Consider the following 18759-nt stretch of genomic DNA (forward strand, 5'->3'; position numbering starts at 1 on the left):
ATACCGCCCCGGGAGGGGCGGCGCGGCCCGATTATTCGCCCGCGATCGTCATCTTCTCGATCAGCCACGAGCCGGTGAGGATGTGCGAGCGACGGTCGATATCGTTACCCACGGCGACAAGGTTGGCGTACATGTCGCGCAGGTTGGCCGCGATCGTGATCTCTTCGACCGGGTAGGCAATCTCGCCGTTCTCTACCCAGAAGCCCGACGCACCACGCGAATAGTCACCCGTGATGATCGACACGCCCTGCCCCATCACCTCGGTGACCAGCAGGCCCGTACCGAGCTTGCGCAGCATGCCGGCGAAGTCGTCGTCGCCGGTCTTCACCAGCAGGTTGTGCACGCCACCCGCGTTGCCGGTGGAGGTCAGGCCGAGCTTGCGGGCCGAGTAACTGCCCAGGATGTAACGCGCAAGCACGCCATCGACGACGAGCGGCGCGTCGATCGTGGCTACGCCCTCGGCATCGAATACGGACGATCCCATGCCCCGCGGAATGAGCGGTTTCTCATCGATGCGGAACCACGATGGCAAGATCTGCTTGCCTACGTGATCGAGGAGGAAGCTGGAACGTCGATACAGCGATCCACCACTCACCGCGCCGAGCAGATGGCCGATCAGTGAGCGCGATATCTCGGGGGCGAAAAGCACCGGTGCCTGGCGCGTGCCGAGGCGACGCGCATTCAGGCGCGCCAGCGTGCGCTCGGCGGCTTTCCGGCCGATCGCGGCGGGATCCATGAAATCGGCCGCGCTGCGCTGGCTGTCGTACCAGTAGTCACGCTGCATGCCGTCATCGTCGTCGCCGGCGATCAGGGCGACCGACAACGAATGCCGCGTCCCGCGCTCCCGGCCGAGGAAGCCATGAGAATTAGCGTAGACGGACAGGCTCTGCCCCGCGCTCACGCTGGAACCGTCGGAATTGGTGATACCGCCGATGGCGCGACCGGCGTCCTCGATTTCCTGGCCGAGGGCGATCGCCCGGTCCACGTCGAGGTCCCACGGGTGCCAGAGGTCGAGGTCCGGGAAAGTCGTGGCCATGCGATCGGCGTCGGCCAGGCCGGACGCCGGGTCGTCCTCGGTGAACCGGGCGATGGCGCAGGCCTGGTCGATCGTGGCCTGGATCGAGTCCGGATTGAGGTCGGCGGTGCTCGCCGAGCCCTTGTGCTGGCCGAAATACACGGTGAGGGCAAAGCCGCGGTCACGTGTGTGCTCGACGGTTTCGACCTCACCCAGGCGGACATTCACGTTCAGGCCGACATCCACACTGGCGGAAACCTCCGCCTGGGTCGCGCCGGCGGCGCGGGCGCGGCGGATGGTGTCCTCCGCCAGGGTGGCGAGGCGATCGAGGTCCTGCTGGCTGTTGTCGACGGTGGAAACGAGGCTCACGTGGGCTTCCCGGGGGCTGGCGGTTAGAATGGAGGGCCGCACGCGGCCAGTCCCATCCAGATGGGGTCGCGTCACCCGATTAAAAAGCAACGCACCGCGCATGGTGCCATGGAACACATATGAGCATCCGTGTCGGTTTCTACCGCCACTTCAAGGGCATGGCCTATCGCGTGCTGGGCACCGCCCGGGACAGCGAAACCATGGAAGAACTCGTGGTTTACCAGGCCCTCTACGGCGACCACGGCGTGTGGGTCCGCTCCGCCGCCATGTTCGCCGAGACCGTCGAGCGCGACGGCCGCACGCAACCCCGCTTCACCTTCGAAGGTGAAGCCACCGACCTTTTCGCCATGCCGGAGAACCAGCCATGAAGCCCTACGACGATCGCCCGAATAAGGACGATGAAGAAGACTTCGGCCCCAGCCGCAGCGAACTGCGCCGCAATGCCCTGGACATGCTCAAGCTGGCCAAGCAACTGGTCGAACTGCCGCCCAGCCGCATTCCCAAGCTGAAGCTGCCCGAAGACATCGTGGACGAGATCGGCCGCACCCGTAAGGTCACCGCACACATCGCCCACAAGCGCCAGCTGGCCTTCCTCGCCAAGCAGATGCGTCGGCATGGCGACGAGGCCTTCACCGACGCCCGTGCGGCACTCGGCGAAGACCGCGACCGCCAGCGCCAGGAAGCCGCGCACATGCATCGCCTGGAAGCACGCCGCGAAAAGTTGATGGACGGCGGCGACGTCGCCCTGGGCGAACTGTTCGACGAATACCCGAACCTCGATCGCCAGCACCTGCGCTCGCTTGTTCGCCAGGCCAAGGCCGAACGCGAAGCGAGCAAGCCGCTGCATGCGTTCCGTGAGCTATACCGCATCATCAAGGAACTCGAAGCCGGCTCATCGGAAGACGTGTAGGAGCCGATTCATCGGCGATCCCGCGGCACCCGGCCAGTTTGCCGCAAGCACCATCCATCGCCGCTGAAGCGGCTCCCACATGTTTTAGCGAACGGCAACAACAAACGCGGCAGCGGAACTCACGTGAGTCGCGGGCGAAGCGACGAAGGCGCCCAGCATCAGCAGGCAGGTCAGCACACCGGCGGCGAAGAAGGTCTGCAGCATGGCGGTTTCGAATTTCATGGTCGTTGTCCTTTAGCGATGTTTGAAGTGGGGTCGTAGTTACGGTTGCATCGTGCGTGCCAACTGCGAAAATCGCCTGCAAGGCGCATTCCTGTGCGGTTTGCGTCACTCACCTTCCCAGTCCATGCCTGTCCGCGGACGGTGTTCGGTTACTTCCGGACATGAGGCAACCCGGCTATCGCCGATGAATCGGCTCCTACAACGGTCGTGCTGCCACGGCGGCTCCCCTTCCTCAGTGCCCCCGCGCAAGTGCGATGGCGAAGCGGAGCCTTCCCCCACATAAAGAAAAAGCCCGGCGTAAGCCGGGCTCTCCTTTTAAGAGGGGCGGAGGAAAACCTCCCCGCCCCTGTCGTACCTCAACCTCTTACCAACCGATCCCGAGTTCGAGATGTTCCGGCTGGGTCTCGATCAACGTCGAGCTCTGGTCGGATACATCGTCGTACGCGAAGCCGTAGGCCTTGCCGTTCACGCCGTGCAGGTGCCAGAAGCGCGAGTAGTAGTTCGCCGGCGACTGCAGGTAGAACGAGGAAGCATCCTTCCACTGCGTGGTGTCTTCCATCACGTGGCGGTTGAACGCTGCGCAGATCTGCGCCTCCAGCTGGCCTTCCACACCCCACGGGTCGCTGGAGCGAGCGAGGTTGCCCTTGCCTTCCAGCACGTCCTGCGTGGTCGGCTTCTGCACGTTGAAGAGCATGCCTTGCGGCTCGTCCGCCTCGTGCGTGTCGGCCCAGTTCGTGTGACGGAAGGTCAGTACACCGTTGACCACCGTACCCTCGAACTGCTTGTTGCCGATGGTCATCTCCAGCACGTGACCTTCGTAGTACGTCCACGACTGGTCGATGTAGCTGTCGAAGTAATGCTCCTGCGGCTTGCCGACATCGAACGCATCCTTGCCCGGTGCGAGGATCCGGACCGGATCGGTCTGGGTCAGCGCAAACTCGGCCGGAACCTCCTGGTTGTACTGCGCGAAGATCTGCGCGCGCGTCTGCGTGATGCCGGACGACACGTGACGGGTCTTGTTGCCGCCGAACACATCGAGCGCGAGCGGGATGGAGAACTGGTCCACCTGCGTCGTGTTGATGAAGATGGCGTTGTCGTTCCAGGTGAACTCGTACCAGTCGTAATAGACGCCGATGTTCGGATCGGTGCCGTTGAGCGGGTTGGGACCTGCGAAGCCGATCGAATCGTCGGCGGCCTTGAGCACCTTGATGTACATCGGTTCACCGACCGAGACGAAGATGCGACCCGAATCCAGCTTCGGCAGCAGGAGCAGCTTGGACTGCGCCAGCGTGAAGAAGTAGTTCGGATAGTTCTGGCCGTTCTTGGTCAGGTGACCGGTACCGTCATTGTCCTCGACCTTGAGCGGAGCGATCGTGCCATCGGGCTTGACCCACGAGAACACGTTCGTCTTCGGATCGCGACCGATCACCGCGACGTACACCTTGTCGTCGGTCCACTTGCCAGCGGTCGTATTGCGCAGCTGGGTGCCGATGAAGCCCGGATACACCGAGTAATCGAAGCCCTGCGACGGATCGTTCGAACCCGGGTTGGTCGGCTGGGTCGGCGGCGTCGTGCCACCGTCCGTACCGTAGACCTCGAGTTCCCACAGCGAGTAACCGTACTGCGTGCTGCGCTTGATGCCGTGCATGCGGACGTACTGTGCCGAGACCGGCGTGAACGTGCGCGTTTCCACGCCACCGGTGCTCGCCGGATTCGCATCCGCCGTCTGCCAGGTGGAGTGGTCGGTGGACACTTCGATCGCATACGCCGTGGCGTGCGCGTTCTCCCAGTTGAGCACGACCTTGTTCACCTGCTTGACCGAACCGAGATCCACTTCGATCCACTGGTCATCGGTGAAACCGGACGACCAACGCGTGCCTGCATCGCCGTCGTTGACGTTGCCCGGCTTGAACGCGACCGGATTCTCCGAATCCGAAGCGACCACCGGACGGTTCAGGGCGAGATTGCTCGTGCCCGACACCGGCTGTTGCGGAGCGGCCGGCTGCTGCACGGTGAGTGTCGCAGGCTGGCTCATGGCGGTGCGCCCCGCCGTGTCGGTGACGACCACGTCGTAGCTGCCTGCATCGGCGACAGCGGCCGTGAAGCCCAGGGCGGCCTGGGTGGCACCGGCGATCGACGCACTGTTGCGGCGCCACTGGTAACCGACCGTACCGTTGGCCTTGACGCCCACGGTGAAGTTCACCGCCTGTCCAGCTGTCACGCTCTGCGACTGCGGCTGGCCGACGATGGTCGGGGTCGGGGTCGGGGCCGTAGCGGCATACACCTCGAACTCGAACATCGAGACGCCGTAGTCGGTGTTGCGCTTCAGGCTGTTCATACGGACGAAGCGTGAAGTCTGCACCGGGAAGGTCTGCGTATCCACGCCGCCCTTGCCGACGAGCGGACCCACCACCGTATGCCATGCCTTGCCATCGTCGGAGATGTCGATGGTGTACTGGGCGGACGAAGCATTCTCCCAGCGCATGATTACGTGGTCGAAGCTCTTCGGCGTGCCGAAGTCCACGATCAGGTCGACAGGATCCTGCTTCTGGATGGAACCCCAACGGCTGTTGAAGTCGCCATCGATGGCAGCGGACGGGCTGAGGTCCGGACGCTCGGTGTCGTAGGACGACGACGCGGTCGCACCCTTGGCGATGTTCACGCCACCCTTGCCATCACCCGGCGTACCCGGGCTGGGCGGATTACCGCCACCGTTGTCGTTGCCACCGCCATTGTCCGGCTGCGTGACGGGACCTGCCCACGTCGGTGGATCGATACCGGCGCCGGAGTTGTCGACCGTCAACAACACGTTGTTGCTGGCGGTGGTGAGGCCTTGCGCACTGACGACATTGACGCGGTAGACGGTGCCGTTCTGGGCGGCCGTGAGGGCCCGCGTGGCGTACTTGCCGTCGGTCGTGCTCGACACGAACGTGAGCACGTCCTGGTCGTTCGCGTCCTTGGTCACGGTGTACCAGTCGTAGCTGAGCGGACCGACACCCGTCGCCGTGACGGCGAACGGTGCCGAGCGACCCACGCCGGCGGTCTGGTTGGCGGGCTGTGCGGTAATCGTCGGAGCGACCACCTTCGTGCCCTTCACGCAGAGCACGTGACCCGGGTTGTTCTCCGCCACTTCGCGACGGATATCACCCAGCGAGCTCACCTGGAAGGCAAAGGTCGAATCGGTCGGATCCTGTCCCTCCGTCCACGTATTCCATGCACCCGGGAACGCTTCGCTCGAGTAGCTCTGGCCGCTGATGGCCAGCGCTTCGTCGACCGTCGGAAGGCGCATGCCGTCCTTCGCGCATTCCTGGATGGCAACCGACTGCGTGAACTGCGCGCCCTGGTCGGTGAAGCCGCGCTGCACGCGGTCCCACTGCAGGCCACTGAGGTTATCCGTCACCAGGTTCGAACCGGTCGCGGACGTGTAGCGGTCCGTGACGGCGCAGCAACCCGCCGAGTTGTACACCTCGAACTCATACAGCGAGTAGCCGTAGTCCGTGGCGCGGTGGATGCCCTGCATGCGCACGTAGCGACCCTTCACCGGGTGGTCGAAGGTGAAATCCTCCGTGCCGCCGAGGCTGGTGTCGGTGTGGTATGCGTCCTGGAAGCCCGTGTTCGGATCGTCCGAGTACTGGATCTTGTACTCGCTGGCGTGGGCGTTCTCCCACTTCAGCACGACACGATTGAACGTGCGCGACGAGCCGAGATCGACCGTGATGTACCCGTTGTCGTCACCGACCTTCGAGCCCCAGCGGGTGGTCTCGTCGCCGTCCACGGCCTGCCATGCGGCGGTGCCCTGCACGTTTTCCACCAACGACGAAAGCGTCGTCTTCTCGCGGGCGAGGTTCGCTCCCGGCGGAGCCAGGGTGAGCTTCGCGGTCGTGGTCGCTACGACGCCAGTGATATTCGTCACCGTGACCGTATACGTACCGATATCGCCCTGCTGCACGGACGGGATGGTAAGCGTCGGCTGGTCGTCACCGACCGCCACGCCGCCGATCGACCACTTGTAATGGAACGGCGAGGTGCCGGCCACCAGGGTGGTCACATCGAACGTCGCCGGCTGACCCGGGTTCGCACGAATGTCGGCCAGCGTGCCCGTGAAGACCGGCGGACGCGGCTGGTTCACGGTCAGGTGTGCCGCCGACTTCGCGGAGCTGCCGAAGTTGCTGACAACAACCGTGTAGTCGACGTTGCTGTCGGCCGTCGTCAGCGTCGGCGTGTCGTAGGTGGGGTCGTTCGCACCCGGAATGGCCGAGTCGCCCTTCATCCACTGGTAGGTGAGCGTCGGCGAACCCGAGGCAATGACCTTGAAGTGCGCCTGCTGACCCGCGTCGACGTTCTGCGCCGTAGCAGGGGTGGAAATGGCCACCGCGCTGAAGGCGAACACCTTGAGGAGTGCCGGAGGGTTGGACTCCTGGTCAGCGCCTTGGCCATGCACGACCACGGTATACGACGCACCGTCATCGGCGCGCGTCGCGACGGGCGTGACGTAGCTCGGGCCTGTCGCACCCGGGATTTCCACGCCGTTCTTCTTCCAGATGAAGCTCAGCGGCGGCGCGCCGGAAGCGGTCACGGAGAAGTGCCCGACGTCGCCTTCGGTGATGTCCTGCTCGGTCGGCGGGGCAATGATCGACGCGTCCCCCGACGGACTCGGCGGAGCCGGCACGTTGACGATGGCGAACGTGGCGGAACCCGCGATCAGGCCAGCGGCCGAAGCGGTCACGGTGACCTGGCCCGGCGTGAACTTCGAGCGAAGCGCGATCTTCTGCAGGCCACCCTCGAACTGCAGTTCCGACGAACCCGGCGAGTGGTAGCTGTGGATCGGCTCGGCAATGCCGCCATTGTTGTCTGGCACTTCGCCGGCACTGTAATCGACATACTGCTGCGTACCACCCTGGTACGTCACGATCGACGCGCCGCTGGTCACCTCGAAGGTGACCTTCTGCGCGGCGTCCGGCACGACGATGTTATTCGCGTCGACCACCTTGGCCACGATGAAGGCGGCGTCCGAACCGTTGGCCGTGACCTGGAAGCTGGTGCCGTCCGGCCTGACCACGTTCGGCACGACATCTAGCTCGATGTGATCGGCCTTGCCTGCGGTGGTGAGCGTATCCGCCACCGGCTGCCCATCGGCGCCATTACGCACGCTGCCCAGCGCGTCGATGCACTGTGCCGTCGCCGTGCCTTTCACGAACGGGAGGTTCCAGTGCACCTGGCCCGGCAACTTCGTGGTGGCCTGCGCCTTGTCGGAACCGACGATCTTGCCGGTGATTTCGTCAGTGGGGCCGTTTTCGGCGGCGTAAGACGCGTCGTCGATCGTCTCCCACGGATTCGGCACCTGGTCACTACCCTGCGGGATGCCGTTCACCAGCAGGCGAACCTTCGGGCAGTTGCTGAAGGCGTTGACCTGGATGTCGGCACCGTCGGTGTGATTCCAGGTGTTGGCCAGCTTGACCACGGGGCGCAGTTCGTACGGCACCCACACGGACTCATAGATGTAATACAGCATGCGCGGGAAGCGGTTCGCGTCGGTCATCGACGCGTTGTTGCCGCGCACGTTGTGGCGGAAGCCCTTGATCGGCTTGCCGTCCGCATGCGTGGCGATGCTGCCGTCCGGGTTCTTCTGGTAGGACCAGTGCGTGGCGTCTTCGAGTCCTTCGACCATCTCGATGACTTCGCCCGGCGTATCGGACATGTACCACTGGGCCATGCCGAACGTGCCGACCTTGCGGGCCTGCGAGTAAGGCACGAGGTAGTTCAGTGCGAAGGCCAGTTCGTAGTCGTACGAATGGCGCAACGTACCCGGACCCCAGTATTCCGCGCCCCAGGCGGGCTTGTTCGGAAACTCGTTCGAGTGCAGGTAGGTTTCGCAACCGGCCTTCGAGCAGCTGAGGATGTCACCGTTAGCGGCATCCGGAGTGCGGTCGGCGGCGGCACGCGGGTTGATGCTGTCCCAGGTACGGGCCAGCGCGCGCAGCTCGACGGCAAACGGCGTCGACATGGCGCCGTTGTCGTGCTCCCACGCCAGGATCGACGGGTGGCTACGATCGCGGATCACGATGTCGCGATGGACCTCGCGCTTGATCGTCCACATGTCGTTGCACTGCTGGTCACCCGCCTTGCAGGGAGTGGCGAAGCCGTTCTCGCCGTCGCCGCTGGGCTGCACGATGAAGACGCCCAGCGCATCCGCGGCCTCGACGAACTCGGGGCTCGACGGTGAATGGCCCGGACGCCAGAGGTTGCCGCCGCCGGCGGCAAGCTGCTGAAGATCGCGCCACTGCTGTTCCTCGGGCACCGACGAGCCGAGCGCGGGATAGTCATAGCGACCCGAACCGCCCCACATGTACTGCTTGGAGCCGTTGACGTACGGGAAGTCCTTGTCCCAGGTGATGACGCGGATGCCGAGCGTGCTCTGCTTCGCATCCACCACCACGCCATCGACACTCACCGTGTGGAACACCTTGTAGAGGTACGGCTTGCCGTTGAGGCTGTTGTTCGGATACCACAGGTGCGGGTTGCTCACCTGGATGGAGGCGTCGAACATCGGCGCTTCGTTGTTCGGCACGGAGTTCGGCTGCAACGTCTTGATCTGATGGTCGGATGCGACCGTCGTGCCATTGGCGTCGACGATCTCCGTGGTCAGCTCGACCGTCTTGGGAGCGTTGGTCTCGTTGGCAATGTTGGTCTGAACTTCGACCGTCGCCGTGGAGTGATCGGCACTGAGGGACTTGGTACCGACGTACGTGCCCCAGGTTCTCTGGCCCGCGTAGACGTTCTCCGGAATGTGCACGAAGTTGGTCACGTGCAGCTTTACCGGACGGAACAGGCCTGCCTCGGCCTGGCCGAAACGGAACGAACCGGAGAAGCCGGGATCCTCGAAGAAGCCACCACCGCCGCGGCTGACCTTCACGGCCAGTACGTCGGTGCCATCGAAATGGAGGAAGGGCGTCAGGTCCACGATATGCGGCAGGAAGCCGATCACGTGGGTGGCGTTCGCATCCGGCTGGCCCGGCTGATTGAGCACGCCGGTACCGGGGACGAATTGACCGTTGATGTAAACACGGTCACCCGTATGGGCGCCTTCGAACTCGACCATGACTTTCTTGCCAGCAAACTTCGCCGAGTCATCGAGCTTGACGCGATACCAACTGGTCTCGCCGTCCAGGCTGCCCTGGCCACCGCCGGACTCCTGATTGATGAAAGTGGTGAAATCGTTGGCGGCGTGGGGAATACCGACCGTCAGCCATGCGCTGTCGTTGAAGGTCGGGCTCGCACCGTCGTCGCCGTTGGGTAGTGGTGCGTACACCACCGGGTCGTTCGGGTTCTGCACGGCCTGCTTGGTGTACTTCCAGGGTCGTGCGCCGAGGTTAATGTCCTGGCGATCCGATGACGCCAGGCTGGTGACCGCTTGTGCGGTCATCGTGGCGCCAAGGAGTACGGCAGCGAGCAGGCTTGACAGCCGCCCTCGTCCGTTCGCCCTGCGTTGCAGTATCGAGTGTGTCGTCATTGGGTGTGGGTCCCCTGTGAGAGCCGCTGAGGGACAGCGCGTTCGCAACACGCACGACGGCACGAGCCGGCGGTCGGAGCTGCCGGCTTTACTGCTGTCGATACATGGTGAGTGGGACGAAATAGCCGTCCATACGCTGTCTGCCGGCGGATCATCCGCTTGCCAGATGACACTCACAATACCTTGCGATCAACTATCAGGGACTTTCGCCACCATACGCTCGCGTTTCGTGACGCACGTCCTGTTTGTTCTCGCCAGGATAGAAACGGCCAAGCCGTTTCTCCCTCGTCGTGCGTATTACCGCGGCATACCTCTTTCGAGGTACGTCGCAACGATCAGCCCTTGTTCGATGACAGCGCGTCGAACTGCTGCTGAAGGTAGCTGCTGGTGCTGCTCAGTTTCGTCATCATCGTGTCCAGCGCCGTGTACTGCTTCGTAATGCGGTCGACGAATGCCTGCATCGTCACTTCGAAGTCCGCCGTTTTTTTGACGATGTCTTTTGCGCGCGAATTTAAATTGGCGGTGCGTTGGCTCAGGATGCCTTTGGACGATGTCCAGTCGGCGATCATCTTGTCGAGTTTTACCGTGACGCCTTGCGAGCCGCTGAGTAATGCCTGGGTCTCGCCCGGAGAGGTAGCGAGGGCCTTGGTCAGCTTGGTTGCGTCGAACTTCAGCGTTCCACCCAACTGGAATGCCACGCCGAGGTCGCTGAGCGAACGCGGCCCGGTCGTGTTGCCCGACGATTGCGAGCCGAGCAGCGTCGACATCTGACTCTTGATCGACGTCACGGTGGCGTCGCCAATCAACGCGCCCACCTGCTGGCTTGTCGGGTCGTACTTGGTCAGCGTCTGGTACTGCGTGATGAACTGGTTGTAGGCAGTCACCAGTGAGGTCAGGCCCGTAGCGACGGCGCTCGTGTCGGTCTGGACGGCGACGGTGGTGGTGCCGGCTTTGCTCAGCGTGAGCGTCACACCGTCGATCGCCGATGCCACGGTATTGGTGGGACTCGTCGCCTTCGTGTTGCCGTCGATGGTGAACTCCGCATCCTGCGCCACGACGGTCGCGCCGTCCGTCGCCGGGTCGAAGGCGAGTTGCGCCAGCGCGGCGTCGCCGCTGGCGGAAACCTTGAATGCGTTCTGCTTGCCGGTCGAACTCGATGTGAGCGTCAGGTGCGCACCGTCCGTGCCGGTGACGATGCTGGCCGTGACGCCTGGGTTACCGGAAGCCTTATTGATCGCGTCGCGGATGTTCTCCAGCGTGTTCGCGGGTGGCTTGACGTCTAGGGTCATCGACTTCGCGCCAATGGCGATCGTCAGCGACCCCACGCCTACCGACGTCTTGCCGCCGCCGGCGAAAGCCACCGAGGTGGTCTTCTGTGCGGTGGCGAGCTTAGTCACTTCGATGGTGTACGTATTGGACTGTGCATCGGCATCGGTGACGGCAGAAAGCACGGTGGGTTCGCTTATCGTCGTCTTGTGCGTCTTGAAGGCCGAGCCGTCCGAGAGGGCCTTGATCGCATTCTGCAGGCTGGTCAGCGAAGCGGTGAAGTTGCCGAGTGCCGAGATCTGCGTCTTGTTCGACGTGGTCTGCGCCGTCAGCGCCTTGTCCGTAGCCTTGCGCTTGTTGTTCGTCAGATTCGTGACGATGCTGGAGACATCGATCGAGCTCGAGCCAAGGTTGATGGTATTGGTTGCCACGAGGTTCTCTCCTTGAGAACGCCTGCCCAGGGCGTCGGGATGTTGACGGCACAGACGCCGTCACGCTGATATCCCTACTCGCAAGCAATTACGATGCCATCGCAATTTCATGTGGGAGCCGGCTGTGCCGGCGATGGCCGCACCGGCTAAACCGCTCCGTTGGCTTTTCGCCGCTGAAGCGGCTCCCACATGTCAGGCGGCCGTGCCGCCTACGGTCATGGCGTCCACGCGCAGCGTCGGCTGGCCGACACCGACCGGGACGCTCTGCCCATCCTTGCCGCACACGCCGACGCCTTCGTCGAGCTTGAGATCGTTGCCGATCATCGAGACGCGCGTGAGCACTTCCGGGCCGGAGCCGACCAGGGTCGCGCCCTTCACCGGACGCGTCACCTTGCCGTCCTCGATGAGGTAAGCCTCGCTTGCCGAGAAGACGAACTTGCCGTTGGTGATGTCGACCTGACCACCGCCGAAGTTGACGGCGTAGATGCCGCGCTTCACCGAGCGGATGATTTCTTCCGGCTCGCGGTTGCCGGCGAGCATGTAGGTGTTGGTCATGCGCGGCATGGGCAACTGCGCGAACGACTCGCGGCGACCGTTACCGGTGGATTTCACGCCCATCAGGCGCGCGTTGAGCTTGTCCTGCATGTAGCCCTTGAGGATGCCGTTCTCGATCAGCGTGGTGCACTCGGTCGGCGTGCCCTCGTCGTCGATGCTGAGCGAACCGCGGCGACCCGACAGCGTACCGTCGTCGACGACGGTAACGCCCTCGGCCGCGACTCGCTGTCCGATCCGGCCAGCGAATGCCGAACTCCCCTTGCGGTTGAAGTCACCTTCCAGACCGTGGCCAATCGCTTCATGCAACAGCACGCCGGGCCAGCCGGGACCGAGCACGACGGTCATCGTGCCTGCCGGGGCATCCACGGCTTCGAGGTTGACCAGCGCCTGGCGCACCGCTTCGTCAGCGAAGGCGTGCGCACGACCGTTGGCGATCAGCTCGCCATAACCGTAACGACCGCCGCCACCGGAATGACCCTGCTCGCGCCGGCCATTCTGCTCGACGATCACCTGGATGTTGAGGCGAACCAACGGACGCACGTCGGCCGCCAACGTACCGTCGGACGCGGCCACGAGAATGGTATCCAGCGTGGCCGCCAGGCTGACCACGACCTGCTTGACGCGCGGATCGCGCGAGCGCGCGTAGGCATCCACCTCGCGCAGCAACGCGATCTTGTCCTCGTTGGGCAGACTCTCCACGGGGTCGATGGCCGGGTAGAGACCGCGACCGGTGGCGATGGCCAGCGGCTTGCCCGCGCCGGCACCGCCCTGGGCGATGGCCCGCGCCGCGCGCGACGCCTCGAGCAGCTGCGGCAAGACGATTTCATCGGAATAGGAGAAGCCGGTCTTTTCGCCTGAAATGGCGCGAACACCGACGCCCTGCTCGATGGAATGGCTGCCGTCCTTCACGATGCCCTCCTCCAGCACCCAGGATTCGCTGCGCGAATGCTGGAAGTAGAGATCGGCCGCGTCGATCGACGGCCCCATGAGCTGGGAGAACACGCGATCCAGGTCAGTGGAAGCGAGGCCGCCGGGGGTGAGCAGGCGACGTTCGGCGAGGGAAATCAGGGAGTCCATCAGGTCTGCCGGTAGGGAATCGGGATATCCCCGGAAATGGGGTCGGATGGAGGCAGCTTAAACCCTGGGACCCCCGCAAATTGCTACGATGGCGGCGAATCCAGGGGAACGGACCACGATGAGCAAGGGAATCAAGAGGGACTTCGCCCGCCGCGCCGCGGCAGCGCCTGTCCGGCGCGCCGAGGCCGTGGTCGACGAGGCCCGTGAGTTGCTGCACAAGAGTGGCGAACTGTCGCCCGGCAAGGCGATGGTAAGCACGGCGATCACGCTGTCGCTCGGCTTCCTCTGCCTGCTGGCGGTGGTCGCCTTCCACTACCCGCAATACCTGACCACGCCCGACCTGCGCCACAAGTACTCGGTCGACGTGCTTCGCCAGGCCTTGCTCGGCGGCCTGCTTGTCGCGGGCGGTCTGTCGCTGGCGAACGTTATCCTCGGCCGTAAGCGCAATCTCAACATCGCCGCGTTCGTCATGGTGATCGCCGCCGTCGCGCTGGGCGGCTCGCGCGTGCCGGTGGGGGCTTTCCCCGATCACACACCGTATATCGGCCTGGACTGGTTCATCCTCGACCTGCTCGGCTCGACCGTATTGTTCGTGGTGATCGAAAAGCTCTTTCCGCTCTACCGTGGACAGAGCGTCTTCCGCTTCGAGTGGCAGACCGACATGAAGCATTTCGCCGTGAACCACTTTATCGTGGGTCTGGCACTGCTGATCGTGAACTTCCTCATCCACCACGCATTCGGCTGGCTGGTGAGCAGCAAGTTCCAACAGATGATTGCCGGCATCCAGTTCGTGCCGCAGCTACTGCTGTGCGTCCTCGTCGCCGACATGGCGCAATACTGGACGCACCGCGCATACCACGAAGTCCCTTTCCTGTGGCGCTTCCACGCCGTGCACCACAGCGTGAAGACGATGGACTGGCTGGCCGGCTCGCGCCAGCACATGCTCGAACTGATCTTCACCCGCGTCTGTGTGCTCGCACCGCTTTACGTGCTCGGCTTCAGCGAGGCGGTGATGAATGCATACATCATCGTCGTGGGCTTCCAGGCCGTGTTCAATCACGCCAACGTGCACCTGCCGTGGGGTCCGCTGAAGTACGTCGTCGTGACGCCGGACTTCCACCACTGGCACCACGCCTCGGACGACGAAGCGATCGACAAGAACTACGCGGCGCACTGGGCGTTTCTGGATTACCTCTTCGGTACGGCCGTGAAGACCACGAAGACGAAGTTTCCCGCGAAATACGGCGTGGTCGGGGATTACATGCCGGAGGGATTCGTCCGGCAGCAGCTGTTTCCGTTTCGTCGACAGAAGCCGTGATCACGCGCGCGGGCCGCGCTTGGCAGGAGATGCCGGGCGCGGCGCCGCACGCTTTCTTGGCGGAAGGGTCTTGGACAGTTCCGGCCAGGGGACAATGGCGAGCAGGATTTCGCCCGGATGGGGATAGGCGTTAGAGCAGGGGGGCGGTGGAGGGGGTGCCTTTTTCGATCGGTGTGAAGACGGGTTTTTCCCAGGTGCCGGTGACGTGATAGCGCTTGCGGGCGGCCTGGTTGAGGCCGTGACCGAGGATGCCCTGGACCGCGAGTCCGGCGGCGGCGCCGACGGGCCCACCGGCGATGGCGCCGACGATCGGCAGGCTGCTGCCAAGGTGAGGTACCACCAACACTTCCTGGTCGTAGTCGTGTGTCTTGAGCCCGGTACGCCCGGTAATGGTGATCTCGGCGGCAGGGCCGCGGATCTTGAGGTTCTGTGTGCTCGCATCGCCATTGGCGAACCGGAAGTCGCCGGTGATGGAGTCGAACCCGAAGCCCTTGCCCACGACGTCACCGAAGTCGAGCGAGAGGCGACGCGGCAGTTCGGTGACGGAGACGAGGCTGAAGAGTCGACCGACGCCGGGCTGCACTTCGAGAATGCGACCCTTCGCGATGTCCACCTTCAGCGTGCCGTCCATGTTCGCCAACGCCAGCGCTGACGGACCGCCCGGCCACACCGCGTCGAGTTTCGCCGACGTGCGTCCGCCCTGGAAAATACCGACGAAGCCGAGCGCATCGAGCATGCGGGCGACGTCTTCGGAGGCGAAGTCCATGGCCAGGTGCGTGCGGCTGCGCTTCTCGTCGCCGATCCAGTCACCGGCAGCGGTGATCTGCACATTCTTCGACTGGGCTCGCAGCTGATCGATGTGCATGCCCTCGTCGGTCGGCCATGTCTCCAGCCGCGCTTCGCCGAGCTTCGCCTTGCCCAGGCGCATGTCGGTGACCTGCAGGTGCAGGGGCGGCAGGCTGGCGGGAGCTACGCCGGTCTCATTCGCGTCCGCAGCCTTTTTGACTGTGGCGGCAGCTGCCGTGGCGCTCGCACCGGCCGCAGTGGCACTTTCCGAGGCTGGCGTCGTCGTGACGGTGGCCGTTGCATTGGCCTTGTCTTCCGCCTTCAACGTCGTCGACGCCACGGTCGCCGCAGCGCCCGCGGCAGCCTTGCCCTTCCTGGTGGCGTCCGCCGTGTCGTCCGCCGCGGGCCACCACAGTCGGTCCATGCGCGCCGTGATGCCGCGACGACGCAGTTCGTCGTTGGGTACGGTGAGCTGCCCGGCCATGGCATCGCTGTCGACGCGTAGCGACAGATCCTGCGGACCCGGCCGGGCGACGATGTGCATGTTGGAGAAGTGTTGGCCGAACACTTCGCCGTCGTCAGTGACGATATCCAGCCCGCTGAGGCCGGGTCCGCCACTGCCGCTCGCCGACATGCCAACGACGTATTGCACCCAGCCGGACACGTCGAGTTTCGCTGCGTGGCCGCCGATGAGGTAACCCTGCGCAGGCATGGCACTGGGTACGCTTGCGCCGAGATTGAACGCCGCGGCGATCGGTACTTTGTCGGTTGGCAGACGCAAGCGACCGCGCACGATGTCACCCAGGGCGAGGTCAAGGCGCGCGCCGTCCACCGGCAGGCCGACGCGCACCGACAGTGGCTCGGCGACGGGCGCAGGCTTTTTCACGGGCGTCGGCAGGAGAAGCTCCACGCCGCGGAGGTCCGAGTCGACGGTCAACGCCTGCGCCGTCGCGTCGCCCTGCCCTGTTTTCGACAACACGTAGCCAATACGGAAATTGCCGCGACCCCTGGCGGTATCGCCAAGCCACTTCAGGTTTTCGTAATCGGCGACCATCTCGTTCACGGCGAAGGCGCCGGTGATCGAGGCATCGATGACCTTCGCCGGATCGCCTGTCGCCGCCGCGATGGCGAGATCGAGATCGGCCGGCTGGCCGTGGAACGAGGTCTTCAACCCCGTGGCCGTGAAGCCCTTCGCATCGAAGCTCATCGGCCCGGTGATCTTGTCCAGGCGCAGCTTCCATTCGTTGGCGACGAGGTCCGCGTCTTTCAGCGTGGCCTTGCCGTCCAGGGTCACGTCGCGCGCATTGGCCAGCGGCAGCAACATATTGAAGCCGAACTCGCCGGTGCCACCCAGCTTCAGCTTGTCGAGCGACTCGCGACTGCTGCTGGCGATGGGGCTGTTCTTGACGAAATCGAGGAAGCTGGTTCCGGTGCCGGCTCCACTCACTTTCAGGTCGAGGATGCCGTCGGCAAAATCGGGAATGGCGGCGGTCGCGGAACTGACGGCATTGCCGAGCGAGTGGCCCTCGGTCGCCTCGACGAACATGCCGTTGTCGACGAAGGTGGCTACCGCCGAAAGACCTTCCGCGCGCGGCCAGCCCGTGCCGTAGTCGAGCACGGTATCGTCGATGACCGCACGACCCTCGAAACGACCTTCCTGGTTACGGAAGGGCCAGTCGCGCAGGTTGCCGCGCACCACGGCGGCGCCACTTTCGATGCGCCCCGACACCAGGCCACGGTTGAGCCAGTTCTGTGATCCTTCGGACATGGAATGCGGCCAAAACAATTTGGCCGCCGGCACATCGCCAGGTCCGAGGGCGACGTACATGTCCATGAAGGGTCCGGTATCCGCACCGGGAAGGACGAATTCGCCGCGCGCCTGCCCACCGAAACCTTCGCCCTGGAAATCCAGCGGATCGGCGCCGATATGCCAGTCGTCGCCATCCTTGTAGACGGCAATGTCGCCACCTAGCGAGGCCATGACGAAGGGTTTGCGAAACACGCCACTGAAATCGAGCGTGGTCGCCTGCTTCGGCAGGCTGAGCGCCAGCGCCTGGTCGTCACCGAACACTTCACCATCGAGCTTCGACACACCAGGCAATTTGCCGATCGCCTCGATGCCGAGACCGGCGAAGGTGGCATGGATGAAGCGCAGACCATCGACGGAATTCCAGTCGGCGCGCACCTCGTTGAAGTGTCCGCGAGGCCGGCCATCGATCAGCCAGTGCGCCAGGGCGGGAGAAACCTGCGGCGCGAGGCCCATCCACGGCAGCAGGGGCCCGAGCTCGACCTTGCGTGCGACGAGCGTGTCGTTGCTGCGATCACCCTGCACGTGTGTCACGAAAGCAATATCGCTACCGTCGGCACCCGCCCAGTCGACGCGCTGGCCGTCGGCGGTGCGATTCATGTCGACCAGACCATGCACGCCCGGCGTACTCACCGTGCGCGCGGGACCACGCAGGGCGAGCTGATCGAAATCGACCCGCGACGTCGTGCGCACGACCTGTCCGTCGCGCCAGTCCAGCCAGGATTCGAAACCGCCTTTGCCGCCGGCGAGCGTATAGCCGCCCGCATTGAAATCCGCGGTAAGTGCGGCGAGGTCGAGGTCGGCGCCTTTGACGTACACGCGACCACTGGAGCCGTCGGCGGCAAAGCGCCCCGCCGCGGTCAGGAGGCCGCTGACGTTCTCGCGGCGCAGCGTGCCGCCGACGCGAACCGCCTGTCCCTGCAGGCTGATGCGCAACTGGTCCGCGATGAGACCGTAGCTGCGGTGCGTGGTGTCGTCGGCGATGTCCAGGTGAAGGTTACTGAGCCACAGGTCCACGGAAAGGTTGCCGAACGAGACTTTCTGCGTGCCCCCGCCGGCACCGAAACCGTCGATGCTCCAGCGACCGTCGGCTGCGCGATGAAGACCCATGCGCATGTCGTGCAGGCGCAGGTTGAGCAGGTGCCGGGAGGGCAGCACGAAGGCGCCGAAATCGAGCTTCACCGCCGCCTGGGGCAGACGCAGCGCGTCACCGCCTTCGGTCGGTGCGATGGTCACGTCGCGCATGACGAACAGCGGACCGGAAGGCCGCCAGAAACCTTCCAGCGAGCCGAAACGCACCGGCTTGCCGAGCTTCTGGCTGAGCAGCGCGGCGACACGGTCGGGATAATGGGCGGCCAGCGGCAACAACAGCTGGCCGACCGCCATCACCAGGGCAAGCGCTACCAGCACGCTCGCGACCAGACCCAGAAGGAAGAACCGCAAGCGTCGTGCGCGATGGCGCCAGCCGGGACTCACCGGCCCACGTTCCGGCA

Annotated in this window: 9 protein-coding genes; 3 read left to right on the forward strand and 6 right to left on the reverse strand. The window is 64.4% G+C overall.

Features of this window, described 5'->3' with window-relative positions; all coding sequences use genetic code 11:
- Window positions 1–31: 31 nt before the first annotated feature.
- Entirely contained in the window at window positions 32–1384 is a 1353-nt protein-coding gene (pmbA, locus tag C8J98_RS19005; protein ID WP_233260297.1) for a metalloprotease PmbA, read from the reverse strand.
- A gap of 119 nt (window positions 1385–1503) precedes the next feature.
- Here pmbA and C8J98_RS19010 point away from each other — a divergent pair, with 119 nt between their 5' ends.
- Window positions 1504–1752: a DUF1653 domain-containing protein gene (locus C8J98_RS19010; RefSeq protein WP_107914949.1), complete on the forward strand. Its 249-nt coding sequence runs from the start codon at window positions 1504–1506 to the stop codon at window positions 1750–1752.
- A complete protein-coding gene (gene yjgA / locus C8J98_RS19015; RefSeq protein ID WP_107914951.1) occupies window positions 1749–2294 on the forward strand; it encodes a ribosome biogenesis factor YjgA in 546 nt (181 codons plus the stop codon). The genes C8J98_RS19010 and yjgA overlap by 4 nt, the downstream gene beginning before the upstream one ends.
- An 84-nt stretch (window positions 2295–2378) precedes the next feature.
- On the opposite strand, the gene C8J98_RS22115 is transcribed toward yjgA, so the two are convergent.
- The 4 genes from C8J98_RS22115 to tldD form a co-directional block, all read right to left on the reverse strand.
- Window positions 2379–2516: a hypothetical protein gene (locus C8J98_RS22115; RefSeq protein ID WP_158272760.1), complete on the reverse strand. Its 138-nt coding sequence runs from the start codon at window positions 2514–2516 to the stop codon at window positions 2379–2381.
- Window positions 2517–2880: 364 nt separating this feature from the next.
- Window positions 2881–9939: a beta-1,3-glucanase family protein gene (locus C8J98_RS19020; protein ID WP_158272761.1), complete on the reverse strand. Its 7059-nt coding sequence runs from the start codon at window positions 9937–9939 to the stop codon at window positions 2881–2883.
- A gap of 422 nt (window positions 9940–10361) precedes the next feature.
- Complete coding sequence (gene fliD, locus C8J98_RS19025; protein ID WP_107914955.1) at window positions 10362–11723, reverse strand: flagellar filament capping protein FliD; 1362 nt, start codon at window positions 11721–11723, stop codon at window positions 10362–10364.
- Window positions 11724–11915: 192 nt separating this feature from the next.
- On the reverse strand, window positions 11916–13358 hold the full coding sequence (tldD, locus tag C8J98_RS19030) for a metalloprotease TldD (RefSeq protein WP_199229962.1): 1443 nt from the start codon (window positions 13356–13358) through the stop codon (window positions 11916–11918).
- A gap of 115 nt (window positions 13359–13473) precedes the next feature.
- Here tldD and C8J98_RS19035 point away from each other — a divergent pair, with 115 nt between their 5' ends.
- A complete protein-coding gene (locus tag C8J98_RS19035) occupies window positions 13474–14673 on the forward strand; it encodes a sterol desaturase family protein (RefSeq protein ID WP_107914959.1) in 1200 nt (399 codons plus the stop codon).
- A gap of 130 nt (window positions 14674–14803) precedes the next feature.
- Here the strand turns inward: C8J98_RS19035 and C8J98_RS19040 are convergent, their stop codons facing one another.
- Complete coding sequence (locus C8J98_RS19040) at window positions 14804–18742, reverse strand: YhdP family protein (protein ID WP_158272762.1); 3939 nt, start codon at window positions 18740–18742, stop codon at window positions 14804–14806.
- Window positions 18743–18759 lie beyond the last annotated feature (17 nt).

The sequence above is a fragment of the Luteibacter sp. OK325 genome (assembly GCF_003050935.1).
In the GTDB taxonomy this organism is placed as follows: domain Bacteria; phylum Pseudomonadota; class Gammaproteobacteria; order Xanthomonadales; family Rhodanobacteraceae; genus Luteibacter.